We start from the raw sequence: 19818 nt of genomic DNA, 5'->3' as shown, positions 1-19818 counted from the left end.
CGGTTACATTCCGAACCCGGAAGCTAAGCCTCACAGCGCCGATGGTACTGCAGGGGGGACCCTGTGGGAGAGTAGGACGCCGCCGAACTATTATTGACGGGAAACCCCCGCACCCTTGTGGTGCGGGGGTTTTCTGCGTTCAGGGCTTTTCCCGTTTCCCTTTTCGCGTTTCTCGTTCAAGGCCCCTCTGCGGGGCCTTTTCTTATTTCAGTCAGAGGCGGCCGGCAGCCTTTAGGGACAGGTATGCGTCTGCCAGGGCAGGGGCCAGGTCGGTGGGAGTCGCGTCCACGACTGTGACGCCGTGACGGATGAGTTGTTCCGCCGTGCGATGGCGTTCCGTGTGGGCCTGGGCTGCGGCTGCGGCCTCGTACACGGCCTCTGCTGTTCCGCGGGCCTTGGCCATGTCCTCGATGTGGGGGTCGGCCACCGAGGCGAGCAGGACTGTGTGGCGCTGGGTGAGGCGGGAGAGTACGGGGAGCAGGCCCTCTTCGATGGGGGCCGCGTCGAGGCTGGTCAGCAGGACGATCAGCGAGCTGCGGGTTGCGGTGCGCAGGGCTGTCGACGTCAGGCCTCTGGCGTCCGTCTCGATGAGCTCCGGTTCGAGTGTGGCCAGGGCGTTGACCACGGAGGGGAGTACCTCGCCTGCCGCCTTGCCCTGGACCAGGGCACGTACCCGGCGGTCGTAGGCGAGGAGGTCCACCCGGTCGCCCGCTCGGGAGGCCAGGGCCGCCAGGAGCAGGGCCGCGTCCATCGAGGCGTCGAGGCGCGGTGCGTCACCGACTCTGCCTGCCGAGGTGCGGCCGGTGTCGAGGACGAGCAGGATGTGGCGGTCGCGTTCGGGGCGCCAGGTGCGTATGGCGACGGTGGAGCGGCGGGCGGTGGCGCGCCAGTCGATGGAGCGGGTGTCGTCGCCAGGAACGTAGTCGCGGAGGCTGTCGAATTCGGTGCCCTGGCCGCGGGTCAGGACGCTGGTGCGGCCGTCGAGTTCGCGCAGGCGGGCCAGTTTGGACGGGAGGTGCTTGCGGCTGGTGAAGGGCGGCAGGACCCGGAGTGTCCACGGGATCTTGTGGCTGCCCTGGCGGGTGAGGAGGCCCAGGGGGCCGTACGAGCGGATGGTGACGCGGTCCGCCTGGTGGTCGCCTCGCCGGGTGGGGCGCAGGCGGGTGGTGAGGCGGCGGCGTTCGCCGGGAGGGATCGTCAGGTCGTGGCGGGATGCCTCGACCTCGGTGCCGGGTTGCCAGCTGCTGGGGGGCCAGGCGTCGCGGATCTTGGCGCGCAGGGGGCGGCCGGAGGGGTTGGTGACGGTCAGTTCGACGTCGGCGGATTCCCCGAGGCGTACGGAGGTGTCGCCCGCGCGGGTCAGGCCGAGGCGGCGTACGGGAGCGGCCAGGGCGAAGTCGCAGGCGCAGGCCAGGGCCAGCGGGGCGTTCACGGCGAGGATGCCTGTCCAGCTGGGGCCCCAGATGCCTACCGGGAGGCTGCCGATGGCCGCGAGGAGGGCTGTGCGGCCGGTGAGGGCCATCAGCGGGGGACCGGGACGTGGGCGAGGATCGCGTTGATGACCGAGTCGGCCGTCACGCCCTCCATCTCGGCCTCCGGGCGGAGTTGCACGCGGTGGCGGAGCGTGGGCAGGGCGAGGGCCTTCACGTCGTCGGGGATGACGTAGTCGCGGCCCGTCAGCCAGGCCCAGGCGCGGGCCGTGGAGAGCAGGGCGGTCGCGCCGCGCGGGGAGGCGCCCAGGGTGAGGGACGGGGATTCGCGCGTGGCGCGGCAGATGTCCACCACGTAGGCGGTGATCTCGGGGGAGACGGATGTCTTGGCGACCGCCGTGCGGGCTGCTTCCAGGTCGGCGGGGCCCGCCACGGGGCGGATGCCGGCGGCGTGCAGGTCGCGGGGGTTGAAGCCTTCCGCGTGGCGGGTGAGGACGTTGATCTCGTCCTGGCGGGAGGGGAGAGGGACGGTGAGCTTGAGGAGGAAACGATCCAGCTGGGCTTCGGGGAGCGGGTACGTGCCTTCGTACTCGACCGGGTTCTGGGTGGCCGCGACGAGGAAGGGCTCCGGGAGCGGGCGAGGGGTCCCGTCCACCGTGACCTGGCGTTCCTCCATCGCTTCGAGGAGGGAGGACTGGGTCTTGGGAGGGGTGCGGTTGATCTCGTCGGCGAGCAGGAGGTTGGTGAAGACCGGGCCCGGCTGGAACGAGAACTCGGTGGTGCGGGCGTCGTAGATGAGCGAGCCGGTGACGTCGCTCGGCATCAGGTCGGGGGTGAACTGGACGCGCTTGGTGTCGAGTTCGAGGGATGCGGCGAGGGCGCGGACGAGGAGGGTCTTCGCGACTCCGGGTACGCCTTCGAGGAGGACGTGGCCGCGGCAGAGGAGGGCCACGACGAGGCCCGTCACCGCGGGGTCCTGACCGACCACGGCCTTGGAGATCTCGGTGCGCAGGGACTCCAGGGAGGAGCGGGCGCTGTCGGAGCTTCCGGAGTTCTCGGCGTTGTCAGTGGTCGGGTCCATCATGAAGTACGTACCTCTTTTTCGAGGGCGTCGAGTTGGTCGGCGAGGGTGATGAGGGCTGCGTCGTTGCCCGGGGGCGGGCCGAAGAGGAGGGGGTGCAGGTCCTGGCCGGGGGCGCGGAGCCTGGCGGACAGGGCGGGGAGCAGGGTTTCGGGTGCGTGGGCCTGGCCGGGGGACACACCGATGAGGGGGGCGATGCGGGTGCGGGTGGTCGAGCGGAGGGCGGCGGAGGCGCGGTCGCGGGCGTTCGCCTTGCGGTAGAGGCGGGCTCGGCCTTCGACGGTCTCGGAGGCGCGGATGGCCACGGGGAGGCGCTCGGGGACCAGTGGGCCGAGGCGGCGGGCGCGCCACAGGGCGGCGAGCGCGGCGGCGACGGTGAGTTGCAGGGTGGCCCAGAGCCAGCCGTCGGGGATCAGGTCGAAGAAGCCGCTGTCGGCGGTGTCGTCGGTCGCTGCGTCGTCGGCGAGCGAGGGGAGGTACCAGACCAAGTCGGGGCGGGAGCCGAGGAGTTGGAGGGCCAGTGAGGCGTTGCCCTGTTCGTCCAGGCGGTCGTTGAGGAGGATGTCGGGGGCGCCGAGTACGACGGTGTCGCCGCCCCCTTCGGCGGCCGGGAGGTGCAGGAGGCTGGGCAGGCCGTCGCTGAGGTAGCAGGCCTCGGCGTCCGGGGCGAGGGTGTCGTAGCGCAGGCCGCCCACGTCGGCGGAGCCCGCGCGCTCGGCGGCGGGCAGGGAGCAGCGGGGGGAGAGCGTGGAGTCGAGGCTGGGGGTGGCGTCCACGGTGACCCCCGGGGCGAGGGTGCTGGCCGAGGGGGTCCCGGGGGCGATGAGGACGGTGCGGCCTCGGGAGTCCTCGATGGCCGAGCGGAGGCGCTTCTGCTGGCGCTCGGTGAGCCGGTCGGGGGCGGCCACCAGGAGCGTGGTGTCCGGGCCTGCCGCGGACCTGGCCTCTTCGGAGCTGGTGACGACGCGGGTGGATACGCCGCGGTCGGCGAGGAGTTCGGCGACGGCGCGGCTGCCGTAGGGGTCGGCGGAGCGCGGGTCGAGGCGTCCGTGCTGGGCACCGGAGCGGACGGCCGCGATGGCGATGGCGGCTGCCAGGAGGACTATCAGGGCGAGGAGGAGGCCTCGGGTTCGGGTCCAGAGTTGGCGGGGGGTGGGGGAGGTGGATGTGGGGGCAGAGGGGGCTGGAGGTGTTGAGGGGGCGAGCCCTGGGTTCGCGGGGTCCTTGGGGGCCGTCACCTTGGGGCTCCCTCGGGGGTGGTGGTGAGGGTTGGCCTTGTTCGGGTCAGGGCGTTGTCCAGGGACGTCAGTTGGTCGTAGGTCGGTTGGGTGGCTGTGCGGCCGCCGTAGGTGATCGCGTCGAACGACTGGGCCGCCGCGTGGAGTTCGGTGGCGTGGGTCGGGAGGGTCCGGGAGGCCTCTGCCGCTGCCTCGTCCGCTGTGCGGCCGGGGCGGGGGTCCAGGAGGGCGCGTTCCTCCAGGGAGCGGACTATGGCCCGCATGCGCTCCTGGACGGCTTGGTTCCAGTGGCCCTGGGCGGCGTGGGCCTCGGCGGCGGCGCGGTGTTCCGCGGCGGTGCGGGGGCGGTCGTCGAAGAGGGCGGGGGATGTGGTGGGGGCGCGGTGCGGTGTGCCCAGGCGCCACCAGAGGGCCCCGATGAGGGCCAGTACGGCGAGGACGATGACCAGGAGGCCGAGGCCGCCGCCCGGGGTTGCCCCCGAGGCGGCGTTGAACAGGTCGTCGACCCAGTCCCAGAAGCGGTTCAGGGCGCGGTTCAGGAGGCTGGGGTCGTTCTCGTGGTACGTCGGCTTGGAGAGTTCGCGTTCGGCGGCCTCCCGTGCGGGGTCGCGCGGGATCGTCACCGGTGGGGCGTCGTCGCCGCCGGTGCGTGCCAAGAGCGATGTGACCGTCTTCGACCCGTGCAGTACTGCCCCCGTCACCGCATCAGCTCCCGGAGGTTCCGGGGGCGTTGGAGCCGCCGGTGTCCTGGAGGCCCGCCGCGCGCGCGAGTTCGAGGTCGAGGGCCTCTCGGCGGATCCGCTGGTCGATGTAGAGGAGGACCGTGACGCCGGCGGTGATCGGGAACGTGAGCATCGAGCCGATGACCGAGCCGACGCCGCTGACGATCAGGAAGGTCCAGCCGAGGTCGCCGGTGCCGCTGTCGAGGAAGCCGGTGACGCCGTCGCCGCTCACTGCGCCCGCGATGAGCGTGAAGGGGATGACGATGATCGACGCCACCACGTTGGCGATGATCGCGGCGAGCAGTTGGATGCCGAACACCCGCCACCAGGAGCCGCGGACCAGCTTCACCGAGCGGGTCATCGACTTCTTGACGCCCTGCTTCTCCAGCATCAGGGCGGGCGAGGCGAGCGAGAAGCGGATGAGCAGCCAGACGGCGACGATGAGGGCGCCGAATCCGCCGAGGACGGCGAGGCTGATGCCCGCGTCGGTGGACCCGACCACCACGATCAGTACGCCGGGCAGGGTGCCGACGGCGACGACCGCGGCGCCGATGAGGGGCAGGAGCAGCGTCAGGCCGATCAGCCTCGGCAGCTGCGGCTTGGCGTCCTGCCAGGCCTCTGCCGTGGTGACCGACTTACCGAGCACGGCGCGGCTCGTGACCATCGTGAGCAGGGCGGTCGCGACGATCGTGCCGAGCAGGGTGATCAGCAGGATCACGCCGGAACTCAGCAGGGTGTCGCCCAGGGCGCGGGTCAGTTCGCCGACGGTCGCGCTCGGGTCGTCGATGGCGTCCGTGCTCGCGCTGTCGTCGAGGACGAGGCCCTGGAGCAGGATGACGATGATCTCCGTGAACACGGCCACGGCCAGGGAGATGCCGAGCACCGTGCGCCAGTACGTACGCATCGTGGAGACCGCGCCGTCCAGGATCTCGCCGACGCCGAGCGGCCGCAGCGGGATGACGCCTGGCTTGGCGGCGGGCGGCGGGCCCTGCCACGCACCCCATCCGGGGTAGCCGCCGGGGCCGCCCCGGCCGGGTCCACCTGGTCCGGGGCCGCCGGGGCGTCCGCCGCCCCAGCCGCCGCCGGGCGGAGTCGGCGGCGCGGGGGTCTGGCCGGACGCCGGCGGGCTGGGGGCGGACCACTGGGCGGGCGGCGGCTGCTCCTTGGACCACTTCGAGGGCGGGCCCTCGGGCTTGTCCGCGGGCTTGTCCTCGGGCTCGGCGGGTCCGGACGTACCGGAGTCCTGTCCGTCGGAGGGGGCGGATCCGGGCGAAGCCCAGCCCGGAGTGTCGTTCATCGTCGCTCCTTCACGGTGCCCGTCCGCGGTCGCGGCGGCCGGTTGGCAGCCATCGTGCCACGGCACACCCTTGCGGTGACTGGGCGGCGTATGGGCTGCACACCTTCAATTGTCCGTCAGGTACGGGGCAGACTGGGCGGATGGCTGATCAGTACGCGCAATCAGGCGAGGACACACGGCCGACCGACACCCCTATGAGCGCAGCGAAACCAGCGGACACAGAGAGCGCAGAGAGCACAGCGAATCCGGTGAAGGCGGTGGACGCGGCGATTCCCGCGATCCGCTGGGCCGAGCCGCCGGAGGGCCCCGTACTGGTCCTCCTCGACCAGACCAGGCTGCCCGGCGAGGAGACCGAGCTGGTGTGCACGGACGCGCCGGCGCTGGTGCAGGCGATTCGCACGCTGGCCGTCCGCGGGGCGCCGCTGCTCGGCATAGCCGGTGCGTACGGAGTCGCGCTGGCCGCCGCGCGCGGCTTCGACGTGGACGAGGCGGCGGAGGCGATCGCGGGCGCGAGGCCCACCGCGGTCAACCTCGGTCACGGCGTACGCAGGGCCCGGGCGGCGTACCGCTCGGCGGTCGTGGGCGGGGCCGGTCAGGAGCAGGCCGCCGCCGCGGCCCTTGCGGCGGCGCGGGCGCTGCACCGGGAGGACGCCCTGGCCAGCGCGGAGATGGCGGTGCGGGGTCTGGCGCTGCTCGACGAGATGCTGCCGGGCGGCGGGCACCGGATCCTGACCCACTGCAACACGGGGGCGCTGGTCTCCGGGGGCGAGGGCACGGCGTTCGCGGTGGCCCTCGCCGCGCACCGGAAGGGACGTCTGCGCAGGCTGTGGGTGGACGAGACGCGTCCCTTGCTGCAGGGTTCGAGGCTGACCGCGTATGAGGCGGCGCGGAGCGGAATGGCGTACACCTTGCTTACGGACAACGCGGCGGGGTCGCTGTTCGCGGCGGGTGAGGTGGATGCCGTACTGATCGGCGCCGACCGCATCGCGGCCGACGGTTCGGTGGCGAACAAGGTGGGGAGCTATCCGCTCGCGGTCCTTGCCCGCTACCACCACGTTCCGTTCATCGTGGTGGCGCCGGTCACGACCGTGGACCCGGACACCCCGGACGGAGCGTCCATCGAGGTGGAGCAGCGGGCGAGTCATGAAGTGACGGAGGTCACGGCACCCTATGTGCCGATGGCCGGAATTGAAGCGGGAGGCGGGATCGCGGTGGCACCTCTGGGGACCCAGGCGTACAACCCCGCGTTCGATGTGACACCTCCGGAACTGGTGACGGCGATCGTCACCGAGGAGGGCGTCGTGTCGCCCGTTACAGCAGAGGGCCTGGTCGAGCTGTGTGCCAGGTCACGCCAGGTATCGATGAGCTAATGGGATGATGTCAGGCATGAAGGGACGAGTCCTTGTCGTCGACGACGACACCGCACTGGCCGAGATGCTCGGGATTGTGCTGCGTGGAGAAGGTTTTGAGCCGTCGTTCGTAGCTGATGGCGACAAGGCGCTGGCCGCTTTCAGGGAGGCAAAGCCGGATCTTGTACTGCTGGATTTGATGTTGCCGGGCCGTGACGGCATCGAGGTGTGCCGCCTGATCAGGGCGGAGTCCGGGGTGCCGATCGTCATGCTCACGGCCAAGAGCGACACCGTGGATGTGGTGGTCGGGCTCGAGTCCGGCGCCGATGACTACATCGTGAAGCCCTTCAAGCCGAAGGAGCTCGTGGCCCGCATCAGGGCGCGGCTGCGGAGGTCCGAGGAGCCCGCGCCGGAGCAGCTCGCCATCGGTGACCTGGTCATCGATGTGGCGGGGCACTCCGTGAAGCGGGAGGGGCAGTCGATTGCGCTGACGCCGCTCGAATTCGACCTCCTGGTCGCGCTCGCCCGCAAGCCGTGGCAGGTGTTCACGCGTGAGGTGCTCCTCGAGCAGGTCTGGGGCTACCGCCACGCGGCCGACACCCGCCTGGTGAACGTGCACGTCCAGCGGCTGCGCTCGAAGGTCGAGAAGGACCCCGAGCGGCCGGAGATCGTGGTGACCGTCCGTGGTGTCGGTTACAAGGCCGGACCGAGCTGACGTGACCCGGGACAGTTCCCCCGCACCGCCCGGGGCTCCGGGTGGCCGCTCGGGGCGGACTGGAGGACCCGGGCGGCGCGGTTCCACGTACGGACGGCTTCTCGAAGGCGGTCTGCTGTTGCAGGGCGGGGTTCAGGGCAGCCCCGTCCTGAGGCTCTTCGTGCGCTGGGTGCGGCGTCCGCTGCTGCCCGCCCTGCGGCTGTGGCGGCGCAACATCCAGCTGAAGGTCGTCGCCACGACGCTGCTCATGTCGCTCGGCGTGGTCCTGATGCTGGGCTTCGCCGTTCTGAGCTCGGTGAACAACGGCCTGCTCAAGGCCAAGGTGAAGGCCTCGCAGAGCCAGGCCGACGGTGGATTCAGGGCCGCTCAGGACGAGGCGAACTCCGCGCGGCCGCGCTCCGGGCAGGACAGCGGCGGCGGCACGACCGGCGGCGGGGCCGCGCAGCCCACCGCCGTGTGGATGTCCGACCTGGTGGAGCAGCTCTCCAGCGGTGGTCAGAACGCGTTCAACGTGGTGACGCTGAGCCCGACGTCCTCGCCCGGCGGCGTCAGCACGCGCGGTCCGCGTGCCTCCGGGGGCGTGGACCCGATCCAGAGCGTGCCCGAGGCGCTGCGCGACAGCGTCGACAAGGGCACCAGGGCGTATCAGAGCAATACGCGGATCGTCTTCAACGACGGCCGCGACGCACAGCCCGGCCTCGTCATCGGCAAGCGCCTGAATGATTTGAACGGCGATCCTTACCAGCTGTACTACCTCTTCCCGCTGACGCAGGAGGAGGAGTCGCTCGGCGTCGTCAGGACGACGCTCGCCACCGCGGGGCTCTTCGTCGTCGTACTGCTCGGCGCCATCGCCTGGCTGGTGGTGCGCCAGGTCGTCACGCCGGTGCGGATGGCCGCGGGCATCGCCGAGCGGCTGTCCGCCGGGCGCCTTCAGGAACGTATGAAGGTCACCGGAGAGGACGACATCGCTCGGCTCGGTGAGGCCTTCAACAAGATGGCGCAGAACCTCCAGCTGAAGATCCAGCAGCTGGAGGAGCTCTCGCGGATGCAGCGGCGGTTCGTCTCGGACGTGTCGCACGAGCTGCGTACGCCGCTGACGACCGTCCGGATGGCCGCCGACGTCATCCACGACGCGCGCGTGGACTTCGATCCGGTGACGGCGCGCTCGGCCGAGCTGCTCGCCGACCAGCTGGACCGGTTCGAGACGCTGCTCGCGGATCTCCTGGAGATCAGCAGGTTCGACGCGGGCGCGGCGGCTCTGGAGGCCGAGCCGATAGATCTGCGTGAGGTCGTACGACGTGTCGTGGGCGGTGCTGAACCGCTTGCGGAGCGCAAGGGCACGCACGTCCGGGTCGTCGGGGACCAGCAGCCCGTGGTCGCCGAGGCGGACGCACGCCGTGTGGAGCGTGTCCTTCGCAACCTCGTGGTCAACGCCGTGGAGCACGGCGAGGGCCGGGACGTCGTGGTGCGGCTCGCGGTGGCGGGCGGCGCGGTGGCGGTCGCGGTGCGCGACTACGGAGTGGGGCTCAAGCCCGGCGAGGCGACCCGGGTGTTCAGCCGCTTCTGGCGGGCCGACCCGGCACGCGCGCGTACCACCGGTGGTACGGGTCTCGGTCTCTCCATCGCGCTTGAGGACGCACGGCTGCACGGCGGCTGGCTGCAGGCGTGGGGCGAGCCGGGCGGCGGTTCGCAGTTCCGTCTGACACTGCCGCGTACGGCGGACGAGCCGCTACGGGGATCGCCGATACCCCTGGAGCCCGACGATTCGCGGCGCCACCGTGGCCTGAACGACGCGGGTCTCCCGCTCGGCGGCGCGAACAAGCTCGCCACGGTGCCCGCGCAGCCGTCGGCGTCGGAGCGGGTGCCCCCGCCGGTCCCGGCGAGGGCACCGATAGCGCCGCGGCTCGCACAGTCGGCCGCGACGGCGGACCCGACCGCGTTGCCGGGGAACGGGTCGCGTGTCGTCCCGCGGCGACCGATGGACGACGGCGTGCCGGGGGACGAGGAGCCGGAGGGCGGCCCCGCCGCCGAGGGGCCCGCGTCGGAGGGCCTCGCATCCGAGAGCCCCGCGTCCGATGTGGCCCGGAGAGCCGGTGATCCGGCGTCCGGAACGGACCGTGCGCACGCGTCCGGAACAGACCGCGCGCACGCGACCGAATCAGACGACGCGCACGGGACCGAAACAGATCCCGCCAGGGAAGGGGAGATCTCTCGTGGGCGCTGACCACGATCGCCGCGCTCAGCGGCATCCGGCTCACCGGCGTCCACTGCGGGCCGGTCTGCTGTTCGGCTCCTGCGGGCTGCTGCTCGCGGGCTGCGCCTCGATGCCCGACAGCGGCAACCTCAAGGCGGTCGACGCCTCCCAGCGGCCGGACTCGCAGTCGCAGGTCCGGGTCTACGCGATGCCGCCGGGTGAGGACGCGGGCCCGGTCGAGATCGTCCAGGGCTTCCTTGAGGCGCTGACCAGCGACGACCCCGATTTCGCGATGGCGCGCAAGTACCTGACCAAGGAAGCGTCCAAGACCTGGAACCCGGATCTGCAGACGACGGTGCTCGAGAACGGGCCGAGCACGGGGTCGGGCAGTGTCGCGGACGGCGCCGAGACCGGCCGTTCGTTCCCGCTGACCGGGCGCAAGGTCGCCACGGTCGACAAGGAGCACGCGTACCAGCTCGACAACGACGCCTACAACAAGAGCGTCCACCTCACCCAGCGGGACGGGTCGAGCGGCAAGGAATGGCGGATCGACCGGGTCCCGCAGGGAGTCGTGCTCGGACAGTCCGACTTCCAGCGGATCTACTGGTCCGTCAATAAGTACTACTACGCGACACGTTCGGCAGGCGCCTCCGCGACGTCCGCCGCGACCGGCGGCGGCCAGAACCTCGTCGCCGACCCCGTCTACATACGCCAGCGAATAGATCCCGTGACGGAGACCGTCAAGGCGGTGCTCGACGGGCCCACCACCTGGCTCAAGCAGGTCGTGGACACGCGCTTCCCGACGGGTACGCGGCTCAAGTCGGGCACCAAGACACTGGCGCCCGACGACCAGGGCAAGCTGACGGTGCCGCTGAACGAGAAGGCCGATCCCATAAACCAGGAGCGGTGCACCGAGATGGCCGCGCAACTGCTCTTCACGCTCCAGGACCTGACGTCGTCCGGCGTCGAGGAGGTGGAGCTGCAGCGCCGCAACGGCTCGCAGCTGTGCGTCCTGAGCAAGGAGCGGGCCGAGTCCGTCGCCTCGCGCCGCACCGCGGACCAGCCCGGCTTCCAGTACCTCATCGACGACAAGCGGCGCCTCGTGCGGATGCCGGCCAGTGACGGCGGCAAGGCCGATCCCGTACCCGTGCAGGGGAGGCTGGGCAGTGGTGAGCAGCCGCTGCGCTCCGCCGCGGTGTCGCGGGACGAGGAGCGGGCGGCCGGGGTGTCGCTCGACGGGCGCTCGCTGTACATGGGGTCGCTCGTCTCGCCGGGCGCGCTCGGCAAGCCGGAGGTGCGCAGCAAGGCCAAGTCGGAGGAGGACGGTCTCTCCACGCCCAGCTGGGACGGCCGCGGCGACCTATGGGTGGCCGACCGGGACCCGAAGCAGCCGCGGCTGCTCTGGCTTGAGCAGGGCGCGGGGGAGCCGCAGCCGGTCGAGATCTCGAACCTCGACGGACGGATCGAGGCGGTGCGGGTGTCGGCCGACGGCGTACGGATCGCGCTTCTCGTGAAGGACAAGGACGGCAAGAAGGCCCTGAAGATCGGCCGCGTCGAGCGGTCGGGGGCCAAGGGCGAGCAGCCGGTCATCTCGGTGGTCGAACTGCGCCGGGCGGCACCGCGGATGGAGGAGGTCACCGCCATGTCGTGGGCGGGCGGCAGCCGTCTCGTGGTGGTCGGGCGCGAGTCCGGCGGTGTGCAGCAGATGCGGTACGTCCAGTGCGACGGCTCGGTGCCCGCGAGCGCGACGCTGCCGGGCCTCACCGGCGTGAAGGAGATCGCGGCGTCCGAGGACGAGCGGCAGCCGCTTCTGGCGCACTCGGACGACGGGATCGTGCGGCTGCCGACGGGTGCGCAGTGGCAGACGGCGGTCAAGGAGGGTTCGGCGCCGTTCTATCCGGGGTGATCCATCCGGGGTGACGCGCCTCAACGCCTGTTCCGCACGCGAGCCAACGCCTGTTCCGCACGCGAGCCAACGCCTGTTCCGCACGTGCCTCAACGCCCGTTCCGCTCGGTGGAGTTATCCACAGGCGGTTGTCCACAGGGGTGGCAGTGTCGCTCGCGGGTTGGCACAGTGGTGGGCATGCCGGGGTGGTGGCAGGACCTCACCGATCTGGTGCTGCCGGCCGAATGCGGAGGCTGTGGCAGGCCTCGCGCGGCGCTCTGCGCTCAGTGCGGCGACGCCCTGTGCGGTGCGGTGCCGCGCAGGGTGCGCCCCGATCCACGGCCGTCCGGGCTGCCGGTGGTGCACGCGGCGGCTCCCTACGAGGGTGCGGTGCGGGCGGTGCTGCTCGCGCACAAGGAGCGGGGTGCTCTTGGGCTCGCGGGACCGCTGGGCGTGGGTCTCGCCGGGGCGGTGCGGGCGGGGCTGCGGCTGCGGGACGGCGACGCTTCAGTAGGTGGCGGCGCTCCCGTACGTGGTGACGCTTCCGTACATGGCGCCACTCCCGTACGTGGTGACGCTCCGGTACTGCTCGTGCCTGTGCCGTCGGCTCGCGGGGCCGTGCGGGCGCGTGGGCACGATCCGGTACGGCGGATCGCACTGGCCGCCGCGGGTGAGCTGCGGCGGGGCGGGACGCGGGCCCGGGTGCTCTGCGTGCTGCGCCAGCGGCGTGCCGTGGCCGACCAGTCGGGGCTCAACTCCCGGCAGCGGCAGGCGAATCTCCAGGGCGCCCTGGAGGTGACCGCGGGTGGCGGGCGGCTCATCGCCGACGGTGGCCGGGTCGTGATCGTGGACGACCTGATGACCACGGGCACGACTTTGACGGAGGCGGCCCGCGCAATATGTGACGCATACACGGAAAGTAAAGAAAGGCGCGCGGTGGTAACAGCCCGTGAAATGGCGTGCGAGAGCACGATCACTGCGGCCGTTGTCGCCTCCTCACCGGATTCTTTCGGAATAAACCGGAACTGATTGGGAACTTGCATCGTTGCAGGTAGTGAGAGGGTCAATAGACCTGAATGGAGGTATGCGGCGGTAGAGGGTGACGCCATCCGCCCGGGCGAGATATCTTCAGTTGTGAGGAATGGTGGACGCCGTACCTCACATATCGGAATGCCGGTCGTCGGGGTTTTCTGCAATCACCCTGGCCGGTCGGGGTGGAGATCTTGTTCGTGGGGGAGGAGGAGGTGGAAGTCACCGAGTCCGAGGCTCCGGGAGTCACCGGGGCCTGGTGCAAAGAGGGGATGCTCCGCCGCCGAAGCGGGGCGATCCGGGAACGGAGTTCTGCGTGGACATCGTCGTCAAGGGCCGCAAGACAGAGGTACCCGAGCGGTTCCGCAAGCACGTGGCCGAGAAGCTGAATCTGGAGAAGATCCAGAAGCTCGACGCCAAGGTGATCAGCCTCGACGTCGAGGTGTCCAAGGAAACCAACCCCCGTCAGGCCGACCGTTCCGACCGCGTGGAGATCACACTCCGCGGGCGGGGACCCGTGATCCGCGCGGAGGCCTCGGCAACCGATCCGTACGGGGCGCTCGACCTGGCCACGGCCAAGCTCGACGCACGGCTCCGCAAGGAGCACGAGAAGCGCCACAACCGGCGCGGCACCGGCAGGCTCTCCGCCGCCGAAGTGGCCGAGCGGGTGCCGGACGCGGCGACTCTCAACGGAGACGGCACCATCGCGCGTGACGAAGAGCCGGACGGCGTGCCCGTCAAGAGGATCGGCTCGCTGGAGATCCAGGGCGAAGGCCCGCTCGTGGTCCGCGAGAAGACCCACGTGGCGGCCCCGATGACGCTCGACCAGGCGCTCTACGAGATGGAACTCGTCGGGCACGACTTCTACTTGTTCGTCGACTCGGAGACCAAGGAGCCGAGCGTCGTCTACCGGCGACACGCCTACGACTACGGCGTCATCCGCCTGAACACCGACCCGATGGTCGCGCAGCCCGAGATGGGCGGCGGGGGCGGCGCGCTCGGCGGCTGACCCAGGTCGGCCGAGGGTGAGATGGTGCCTCTGGAGCGCATGTGCGCCCCCAGGGGCACCATCGTGCGACCCCTGCGCGCACCGCACGGCCGTCCGGGCATGAAATCATGGACAGAGATGGCCAACCGGTGTGCTGCTGCCTCGGGTTGGCGGCAGCCAACGCACAACGGGCCATGGCCTTCAGGGGGAGGAACGATGGCGGACAGCTTCGGACCGATGCGGGATGAGGGTGCCGACGACGGCACGGGCATCGGCACGGACACGGGCGCACCGCGCAAGGAGCCCATCAGGGTCCTTGTGGTGGACGACCACGCGCTCTTCCGCCGTGGCCTGGAGATCGTCCTCGCCGCCGAGGAGGACATCCAGGTGGTCGGGGAGGCGGGCGACGGCGCCGAGGCGGTGGACAAGGCGGCGGACCTGCTGCCGGACATCGTCCTGATGGACGTACGCATGCCCAAGCGCGGCGGAATCGAGGCGTGCACCTCCATCAAGGAGGTCGCACCCAGCGCCAAGATCATCATGCTGACGATCAGCGACGAGGAGGCCGACCTCTACGACGCGATCAAGGCGGGCGCCACGGGCTATCTCCTCAAGGAGATCTCCACGGACGAGGTGGCCACGGCGATTCGCGCGGTGGCCGACGGGCAGTCGCAGATCAGCCCGTCCATGGCGTCGAAACTGCTCACCGAGTTCAAGTCGATGATCCAGCGCACCGACGAGCGCAGGCTGGTGCCCGCGCCGCGGCTGACCGACCGCGAGCTGGAAGTCCTGAAGCTGGTGGCCACGGGGATGAACAACCGCGACATCGCGAAGGAACTGTTCATCTCCGAGAACACCGTGAAGAACCACGTGCGCAACATCCTGGAGAAGCTGCAGCTGCACTCCAGGATGGAGGCGGTCGTGTACGCGATGCGGGAGAAGATCCTCGAGATCAGGTGAGGCCCGCGGCCCGGGCTCAGCCCAGGGCGCGGACCAGCTCGGCGGTCAGCTCGGGGCGGTTCACGCGCTCCACCCGGACGGAGTCGCAGTTCACCCAGGACGCCGCCTCACGCAGCGCCTGAGCCACCGCGGGCACGGCCTTGGGGCTGTCGAGCGACACCTGCTTGGCGACCAGCGTGCTGCCCTCACGGGCGGGATCCACGCGGCCGACCAGGTGGCCCCCGGCGAGCACCGGCATCGCGAAATAGCCGTGGATCCGCTTCGGCTTGGGGACGTACGCCTCCAGGCGGTGGGTGAAGCCGAAGATCCGCTCCGTGCGGGCCCGCTCCCAGATCAGGGAGTCGAAGGGCGAGAGGAGCGTCGTGCGGTGGCGGCCGCGCGGGATCGTCTCCAGAGCGGCGGGGTCGGCCCAGGCGGGCTTGTCCCAGCCCTCCACCGTCACCGGGACGAGCCCTGAGTCCGCGACCACCGCGTCGAACTGCTCGCCCTTGAGGCGGTGGTAGTCCGCGATGTCTGCGCGGGTGCCGACACCGAGCGACTGGGCGGCGAGACGGACCAGGCGGCGCAGGCACTCCGCGTCGTCCAGGTCGTCATGGAGCAGCGTGTCCGGGATCGCGCGCTCCGCGAGGTCGTACACCCGCTTCCAGCTGCGCCGCTCGGTGCAGACCACCTCGCCGTACATCAGCGCGCGCTCGACGGCGACCTTCGCGTCCGACCAGTCCCACCACTCGCCCTTGTTCTTCGCGCCGCCCAGTTCCGTGGCGGTGAGGGGGCCTTCGGTGGTGAGCTGCTTGATGACCGTGTCGTACGCGCCGTCGGGCAGGTCGTGGTGCCAGTGCGGGCGGGTGCGATACGCGCGGCGGCGGAAGGCGAAGTGCGGCCACTCCTCGATGGGCAGGATGCACGCGGCGTGCGACCAGTACTCGAAGGCGTGCGGCCGGGCGGGGCCCGCGCCCGTCGACGCCCCGTCCCAGTACGCCGCCTCGACCCTGTCGCGGCCCACGGCGCCCAGCCGGGCGTACGGAATGAGCTCGTGGGAGCGGGCCAGGACCGAGATCGTGTCGAGCTGGACCGCGCCGAGATGGCGCAGCACGCCCCGCACACCGGATCTGCGGTCCGGGGCGCCCATGAACCCCTGGGCGCGGAGCGCGATGCGGCGGGCCTCGTCGGCGGACAGGGTGGTGGCGGGGCGCGGCAGGCTCGTCATGCCGAAAACCATAGAGGTCGCTACTGACAACGCCGGTGGCCCGCGTGAACGGACCGGCGGCCGGGGCCGTCCTCAGCCCCGGGCCGGCAGATACGGCTGGACCGGCGGCAGGCCCAGGTCGCTCGGGAGCAGGGCGCCCACCCAGGAGTCACGGAGCGTGGACTTGTTCAGGAGAGCGCCGCGCAGGGTGCCCTCGAAGGTGAAGCCCGCCTTCTCCACCACGGCGCGCGACCCCGTGTTGCCGACCTCGGCGCGCCACTCCAGGCGGGTGCAGCCCAGGTCGGTGAAGGCCCACCTGGCCAGGGCGAGGACGATCTCCGTCATATAGCCGCTGCCCCGGTGCTCCTTCGCCGTCCAGAAACCGATCTCCCAGGCGCCCGAGCGCGGGTGGTGCAGGCTGGCTGCGGCGATCAGGGGGCCGCCGTCCCGGGGACGTACGGCGAAGGTGTACTCCGTGTCGTAGCGCCAGCCGTCCGGCACCATGCGCGTGATGAAGCCCGCCGCGTCCGCGCGCGCGTAGGGCGAGGGGATCGTGGTCCAGCGCTGGATGTCGGGGTCCTGGCAGGCTCTGTACGTCTCGTCCGTGTCGGCGGGCGTAAAGGTGCGCAGGCACAGACGTTCGGTGGTGAGGGTGACGGGCTCCATTCGGCGATTCTGCGGGGGCGGGGGAGCTGAGGCCAGTGCTTTTCAGCGACCTTTCACCCGCATTTCGCCGAGCGCTGATCGGCACAACCCGGCACCTTCCAGGCCCCCCGCCCGTTGACGTATCGGCAGACCTCCCGGCGCGGCCCGCTCCTCGCTTACGATGGCCGTTGCCCTATGAGTAAACCGACCATGCCAGGCCCGACCGGCAAGGAGACCAACCCTCGTGTCCGTCCTCTCGAAGATCATGCGTGCAGGCGAAGGCAAGATCCTGCGCAAGCTGCACCGCATCGCGGACCAGGTCAACTCCATCGAAGAGGACTTTGTCAGCCTCTCCGACGCCGAGCTGCGCGCGCTGACCGAGGAGTACAAGGAGCGTTACGCCGACGGCGAGACCCTTGACGACCTCCTCCCCGAAGCCTTTGCCACGGTGCGCGAGGCCGCCAAGCGCGCCCTCGGCCAGCGGCACTACGACGTCCAGATGATGGGTGGCGCCGCGCTGCACCTCGGCTATGTGGCCGAGATGAAGACCGGTGAGGGCAAGACCCTCGTCGGCACCCTTCCCGCGTACCTCAACGCCCTGTCGGGCAAGGGCGTGCACCTGATCACGGTCAACGACTACCTGGCCGAGCGCGACTCCGAGATGATGGGCCGCGTCCACAAGTTCCTGGGTCTGACCGTCGGCTGCATCATCGCCAACATGACCCCGGCCCAGCGCCGCGAGCAGTACGCCTGCGACATCACGTACGGCACGAACAACGAATTCGGCTTCGACTACCTGCGCGACAACATGGCGTGGTCGAAGGACGAACTGGTGCAGCGCGGCCACAACTTCGCGATCGTCGACGAGGTCGACTCGATCCTGGTGGACGAGGCCCGTACGCCGCTGATCATCTCCGGCCCCGCCGACCAGGCCACCAAGTGGTACGGCGACTTCGCCAAGTTGGTCACCCGCCTCTCCAAGGGCGAGCCCGGCAACACCCTCAAGGGCATCGAGGAGACCGGGGACTACGAGGTCGACGAGAAGAAGCGCACCGTCGCCATCCACGAGCCCGGTGTCGCCAAGGTCGAGGACTGGCTGGGCATCGACAACCTGTACGAGTCGGTGAACACGCCGCTCGTGGGTTACCTGAACAACGCCATCAAGGCGAAGGAACTCTTCAAGAACGACAAGGACTACGTCGTCATCGACGGCGAAGTCATGATCGTCGACGAGCACACCGGCCGTATCCTCGCCGGCCGCCGCTACAACGAGGGCATGCACCAGGCGATCGAGGCGAAGGAAGGGGTGGACATCAAGGACGAGAACCAGACCCTGGCCACCATCACCCTTCAGAACTTCTTCCGCCTCTACAAGCGTCAGGACCACGGGGGCAAGGAAGTCCCCGGCCTCTGCGGCATGACCGGTACGGCCATGACCGAGGCCGCCGAGTTCCACCAGATCTACAAGCTGGGCGTCGTGCCGATCCCGACGAACCGGCCCATGGTCCGCGCCGACCAGTCGGACCTGATCTACCGCACCGAGGTCGCCAAGTTCGCCGCCGTCGTGGACGACATCGCCGAGAAGCACGACCGGGGCCAGCCGATCCTGGTCGGCACGACGTCCGTGGAGAAGTCGGAGTACCTCTCCCAGCAGCTCTCCAAGCGCGGCGTCCAGCACGAAGTGCTCAACGCGAAGCAGCACGACCGTGAGGCGCCGATCATCGCCCAGGCCGGCCGCAAGGGCTCCGTCACCGTCGCCACGAACATGGCCGGACGAGGCACCGACATCAAGCTCGGCGGCAACCCCGACGACCTCGCAGAGGCGGAGCTGCGCCAGCGCGGCCTCGACCCCGTCGAGCACGTCGAGGAGTGGGCCGCCGCGCTGCCCGCCGCCATGGAGAAGGCCGAGCGGTCCGTGAAGGCGGAGTTCGAGGAGGTCAAGGACCTGGGTGGTCTTTACGTCCTCGGCACCGAGCGCCACGAGTCGCGCCGCATCGACAACCAGCTGCGCGGTCGTTCCGGCCGTCAGGGCGACCCCGGTGAGTCCCGCTTCTACCTCTCGCTCGGCGACGACCTGATGCGGCTCTTCAAGGCGCAGATGGTCGAGCGCGTGATGGCCATGGCGAACGTCCCGGACGACGTGCCGATCGAGAACAAGATGGTGACGCGCGCGATCGCGTCCGCCCAGTCGCAGGTCGAGCAGCAGAACTTCGAGACGCGTAAGAACGTCCTGAAGTACGACGAGGTCCTCAACCGCCAGCGCGAGGTCATCTACGGCGAGCGCCGCCGCGTCCTGGAGGGCGAGAACCTCCAGGACCAGGTCACGCACTTCATGGACGACACGATCGACGCGTACATCTCGGCGGAGACCGCCGAGGGCTTCGCCGAGGAGTGGGACGTCGACCGGCTGTGGGGCGCCTTCAAGCAGCTCTACCCGGTGAAGGTCACCATCGAGGAGCTGGAGGAGGACGCGGGCGACCGCGCGGGTCTGACCGCCGAGTTCATCTCCGAGGCCATCAAGGACGACATCCACCAGCAGTACGAGGCGCGTGAGGAGCAGCTCGGCTCCGAGATCATGCGTGAGCTCGAGCGGCGCGTGGTCCTCTCGGTCCTCGACCGCAAGTGGCGCGAGCACCTCTACGAGATGGACTACCTCCAGGAGGGCATCGGCCTGCGTGCCATGGCGCAGAAGGACCCGCTGGTCGAGTACCAGCGCGAGGGCTTCGACATGTTCAACGCCATGATGGACGGCATCAAGGAAGAGTCCGTCGGCTACCTGTTCAACCTGGAGGTCCAGGTCGAGCAGCAGGTCGAGGAGGTTCCGGTGACGGACGCGGCCGAGACCTCGCTGGACAAGAAGGACGCCGTTCCCGCCGGGAGCGGCCGTCCGGAGATCCGTGCCAAGGGGCTCGACGCGCCGCAGCGTCCCGACCGTCTTCACTTCCAGGCGCCGAACGCCGAGGGCGGGGTCGACGAGGGGGACTTCGAGACCGAGGACGCGGGCGCGCGGTCCGACTCGGACGGTACGACGCGCGCTGAGCGGCGCAAGGCTCAGAAGGGCGGGCGTCGCCGCAAGAAGTAGTCGCGGGACGCTTTAGC

At 70.4% G+C, this 19818-nt stretch carries 15 protein-coding genes and 1 rRNA gene; 9 read left to right on the top strand and 7 right to left on the bottom strand.

The annotated features are described in order from the left end of the window. Positions 1-88: ribosomal RNA gene (rrf, locus tag ACZ5CR_RS23435) — 5S ribosomal RNA — on the top strand; the annotation flags it as partial. A gap of 123 nt (positions 89-211) precedes the next feature. Here rrf and ACZ5CR_RS23430 read toward each other — a convergent pair. From ACZ5CR_RS23430 to ACZ5CR_RS23410, 5 genes are read right to left on the bottom strand one after another with little or no spacing between them, the layout of a single operon-like run. Beyond that, positions 212-1522: a DUF58 domain-containing protein gene (locus ACZ5CR_RS23430; protein ID WP_468860309.1), complete on the bottom strand. Its 1311-nt coding sequence runs from the start codon at positions 1520-1522 to the stop codon at positions 212-214. Beyond that, positions 1522-2514 (bottom strand): AAA family ATPase, encoded by a 993-nt coding sequence (locus ACZ5CR_RS23425; RefSeq protein WP_468860307.1) that lies wholly within the window; start codon positions 2512-2514, stop codon positions 1522-1524. Before ACZ5CR_RS23425 ends, ACZ5CR_RS23430 begins: the two co-directional genes overlap by 1 nt. Continuing rightward, on the bottom strand, positions 2511-3749 hold the full coding sequence (locus ACZ5CR_RS23420) for a DUF4350 domain-containing protein (protein WP_468860306.1): 1239 nt from the start codon (positions 3747-3749) through the stop codon (positions 2511-2513). The genes ACZ5CR_RS23425 and ACZ5CR_RS23420 overlap by 4 nt, the downstream gene beginning before the upstream one ends. Further along, the gene (locus ACZ5CR_RS23415; protein ID WP_468860304.1) at positions 3746-4450 is read right to left on the bottom strand and encodes a DUF4129 domain-containing protein; all 705 of its coding nucleotides are present in this window, start codon (positions 4448-4450) and stop codon (positions 3746-3748) included. The genes ACZ5CR_RS23420 and ACZ5CR_RS23415 overlap by 4 nt, the downstream gene beginning before the upstream one ends. 4 nt (positions 4451-4454) lie before the next feature. Then, positions 4455-5768 carry a DUF7847 domain-containing protein gene (locus tag ACZ5CR_RS23410; RefSeq protein WP_468860302.1) on the bottom strand — a complete coding sequence of 438 codons (1314 nt, stop codon included), beginning with the start codon at positions 5766-5768 and terminating at the stop codon, positions 4455-4457. Positions 5769-5908: 140 nt separating this feature from the next. Here ACZ5CR_RS23410 and mtnA point away from each other — a divergent pair, with 140 nt between their 5' ends. The 7 genes from mtnA to ACZ5CR_RS23375 all read left to right on the top strand — a co-directional run bounded on the left by mtnA (position 5909) and on the right by ACZ5CR_RS23375 (position 14888). After that, the gene (mtnA, locus tag ACZ5CR_RS23405) at positions 5909-7138 is read left to right on the top strand and encodes an S-methyl-5-thioribose-1-phosphate isomerase (protein WP_468860300.1); all 1230 of its coding nucleotides are present in this window, start codon (positions 5909-5911) and stop codon (positions 7136-7138) included. A gap of 4 nt (positions 7139-7142) precedes the next feature. After that, positions 7143-7832 (top strand): two-component system response regulator MtrA, encoded by a 690-nt coding sequence (gene mtrA / locus ACZ5CR_RS23400; protein ID WP_190080121.1) that lies wholly within the window; start codon positions 7143-7145, stop codon positions 7830-7832. 1 nt (position 7833) lies between these two features. Beyond that, complete coding sequence (gene mtrB / locus ACZ5CR_RS23395; protein WP_468860298.1) at positions 7834-10056, top strand: MtrAB system histidine kinase MtrB; 2223 nt, start codon at positions 7834-7836, stop codon at positions 10054-10056. Next, positions 10046-11932 (top strand): LpqB family beta-propeller domain-containing protein, encoded by a 1887-nt coding sequence (locus ACZ5CR_RS23390; protein ID WP_468860296.1) that lies wholly within the window; start codon positions 10046-10048, stop codon positions 11930-11932. The genes mtrB and ACZ5CR_RS23390 overlap by 11 nt, the downstream gene beginning before the upstream one ends. 177 nt (positions 11933-12109) lie before the next feature. Then, entirely contained in the window at positions 12110-12940 is an 831-nt protein-coding gene (locus ACZ5CR_RS23385; RefSeq protein WP_468860294.1) for a ComF family protein, read from the top strand. Positions 12941-13256: 316 nt separating this feature from the next. After that, the gene (hpf, locus tag ACZ5CR_RS23380; protein ID WP_468860293.1) at positions 13257-13949 is read left to right on the top strand and encodes a ribosome hibernation-promoting factor, HPF/YfiA family; all 693 of its coding nucleotides are present in this window, start codon (positions 13257-13259) and stop codon (positions 13947-13949) included. A 195-nt stretch (positions 13950-14144) separates the two neighbouring features. Then, positions 14145-14888 (top strand): response regulator, encoded by a 744-nt coding sequence (locus ACZ5CR_RS23375; protein WP_468860291.1) that lies wholly within the window; start codon positions 14145-14147, stop codon positions 14886-14888. Positions 14889-14904: 16 nt separating this feature from the next. Here the strand turns inward: ACZ5CR_RS23375 and ACZ5CR_RS23370 are convergent, their stop codons facing one another. Together ACZ5CR_RS23370 and ACZ5CR_RS23365 are read right to left on the bottom strand one after the other, a co-directional pair. Then, entirely contained in the window at positions 14905-16095 is a 1191-nt protein-coding gene (locus tag ACZ5CR_RS23370; RefSeq protein WP_468860289.1) for a winged helix-turn-helix domain-containing protein, read from the bottom strand. A gap of 72 nt (positions 16096-16167) precedes the next feature. Continuing rightward, positions 16168-16740: a GNAT family N-acetyltransferase gene (locus ACZ5CR_RS23365; RefSeq protein ID WP_468860287.1), complete on the bottom strand. Its 573-nt coding sequence runs from the start codon at positions 16738-16740 to the stop codon at positions 16168-16170. A 223-nt stretch (positions 16741-16963) separates the two neighbouring features. On the opposite strand from ACZ5CR_RS23365, the gene secA reads away from it, so the two are divergent. Next, the gene (gene secA, locus ACZ5CR_RS23360) at positions 16964-19801 is read left to right on the top strand and encodes a preprotein translocase subunit SecA (RefSeq protein WP_468860285.1); all 2838 of its coding nucleotides are present in this window, start codon (positions 16964-16966) and stop codon (positions 19799-19801) included. The last annotated feature ends 17 nt before the right edge of the window (positions 19802-19818 follow it).

The organism is Streptomyces sp. NPDC031274, assembly GCF_055570235.1.
This window is presented reverse-complemented; position numbering and strand designations above follow the sequence as displayed.

Coding starts and splice junctions, on each gene's coding strand:
- ACZ5CR_RS23430 (WP_468860309.1), bottom strand. CDS start 1,522: ATGGCCCTCACCGGCCGCACAGCCCTCCTCGCGGCCATCGGCAGCCTC.
- ACZ5CR_RS23370 (WP_468860289.1), bottom strand. CDS start 16,095: ATGACGAGCCTGCCGCGCCCCGCCACCACCCTGTCCGCCGACGAGGCC.
- ACZ5CR_RS23385 (WP_468860294.1), top strand. CDS start 12,110: ATGCCGGGGTGGTGGCAGGACCTCACCGATCTGGTGCTGCCGGCCGAA.
- mtrA (WP_190080121.1), top strand. CDS start 7,143: ATGATGTCAGGCATGAAGGGACGAGTCCTTGTCGTCGACGACGACACC.
- mtnA (WP_468860300.1), top strand. CDS start 5,909: ATGGCTGATCAGTACGCGCAATCAGGCGAGGACACACGGCCGACCGAC.
- ACZ5CR_RS23425 (WP_468860307.1), bottom strand. CDS start 2,514: ATGATGGACCCGACCACTGACAACGCCGAGAACTCCGGAAGCTCCGAC.
- ACZ5CR_RS23410 (WP_468860302.1), bottom strand. CDS start 5,768: ATGAACGACACTCCGGGCTGGGCTTCGCCCGGATCCGCCCCCTCCGAC.
- ACZ5CR_RS23375 (WP_468860291.1), top strand. CDS start 14,145: ATGGCGGACAGCTTCGGACCGATGCGGGATGAGGGTGCCGACGACGGC.
- ACZ5CR_RS23365 (WP_468860287.1), bottom strand. CDS start 16,740: ATGGAGCCCGTCACCCTCACCACCGAACGTCTGTGCCTGCGCACCTTT.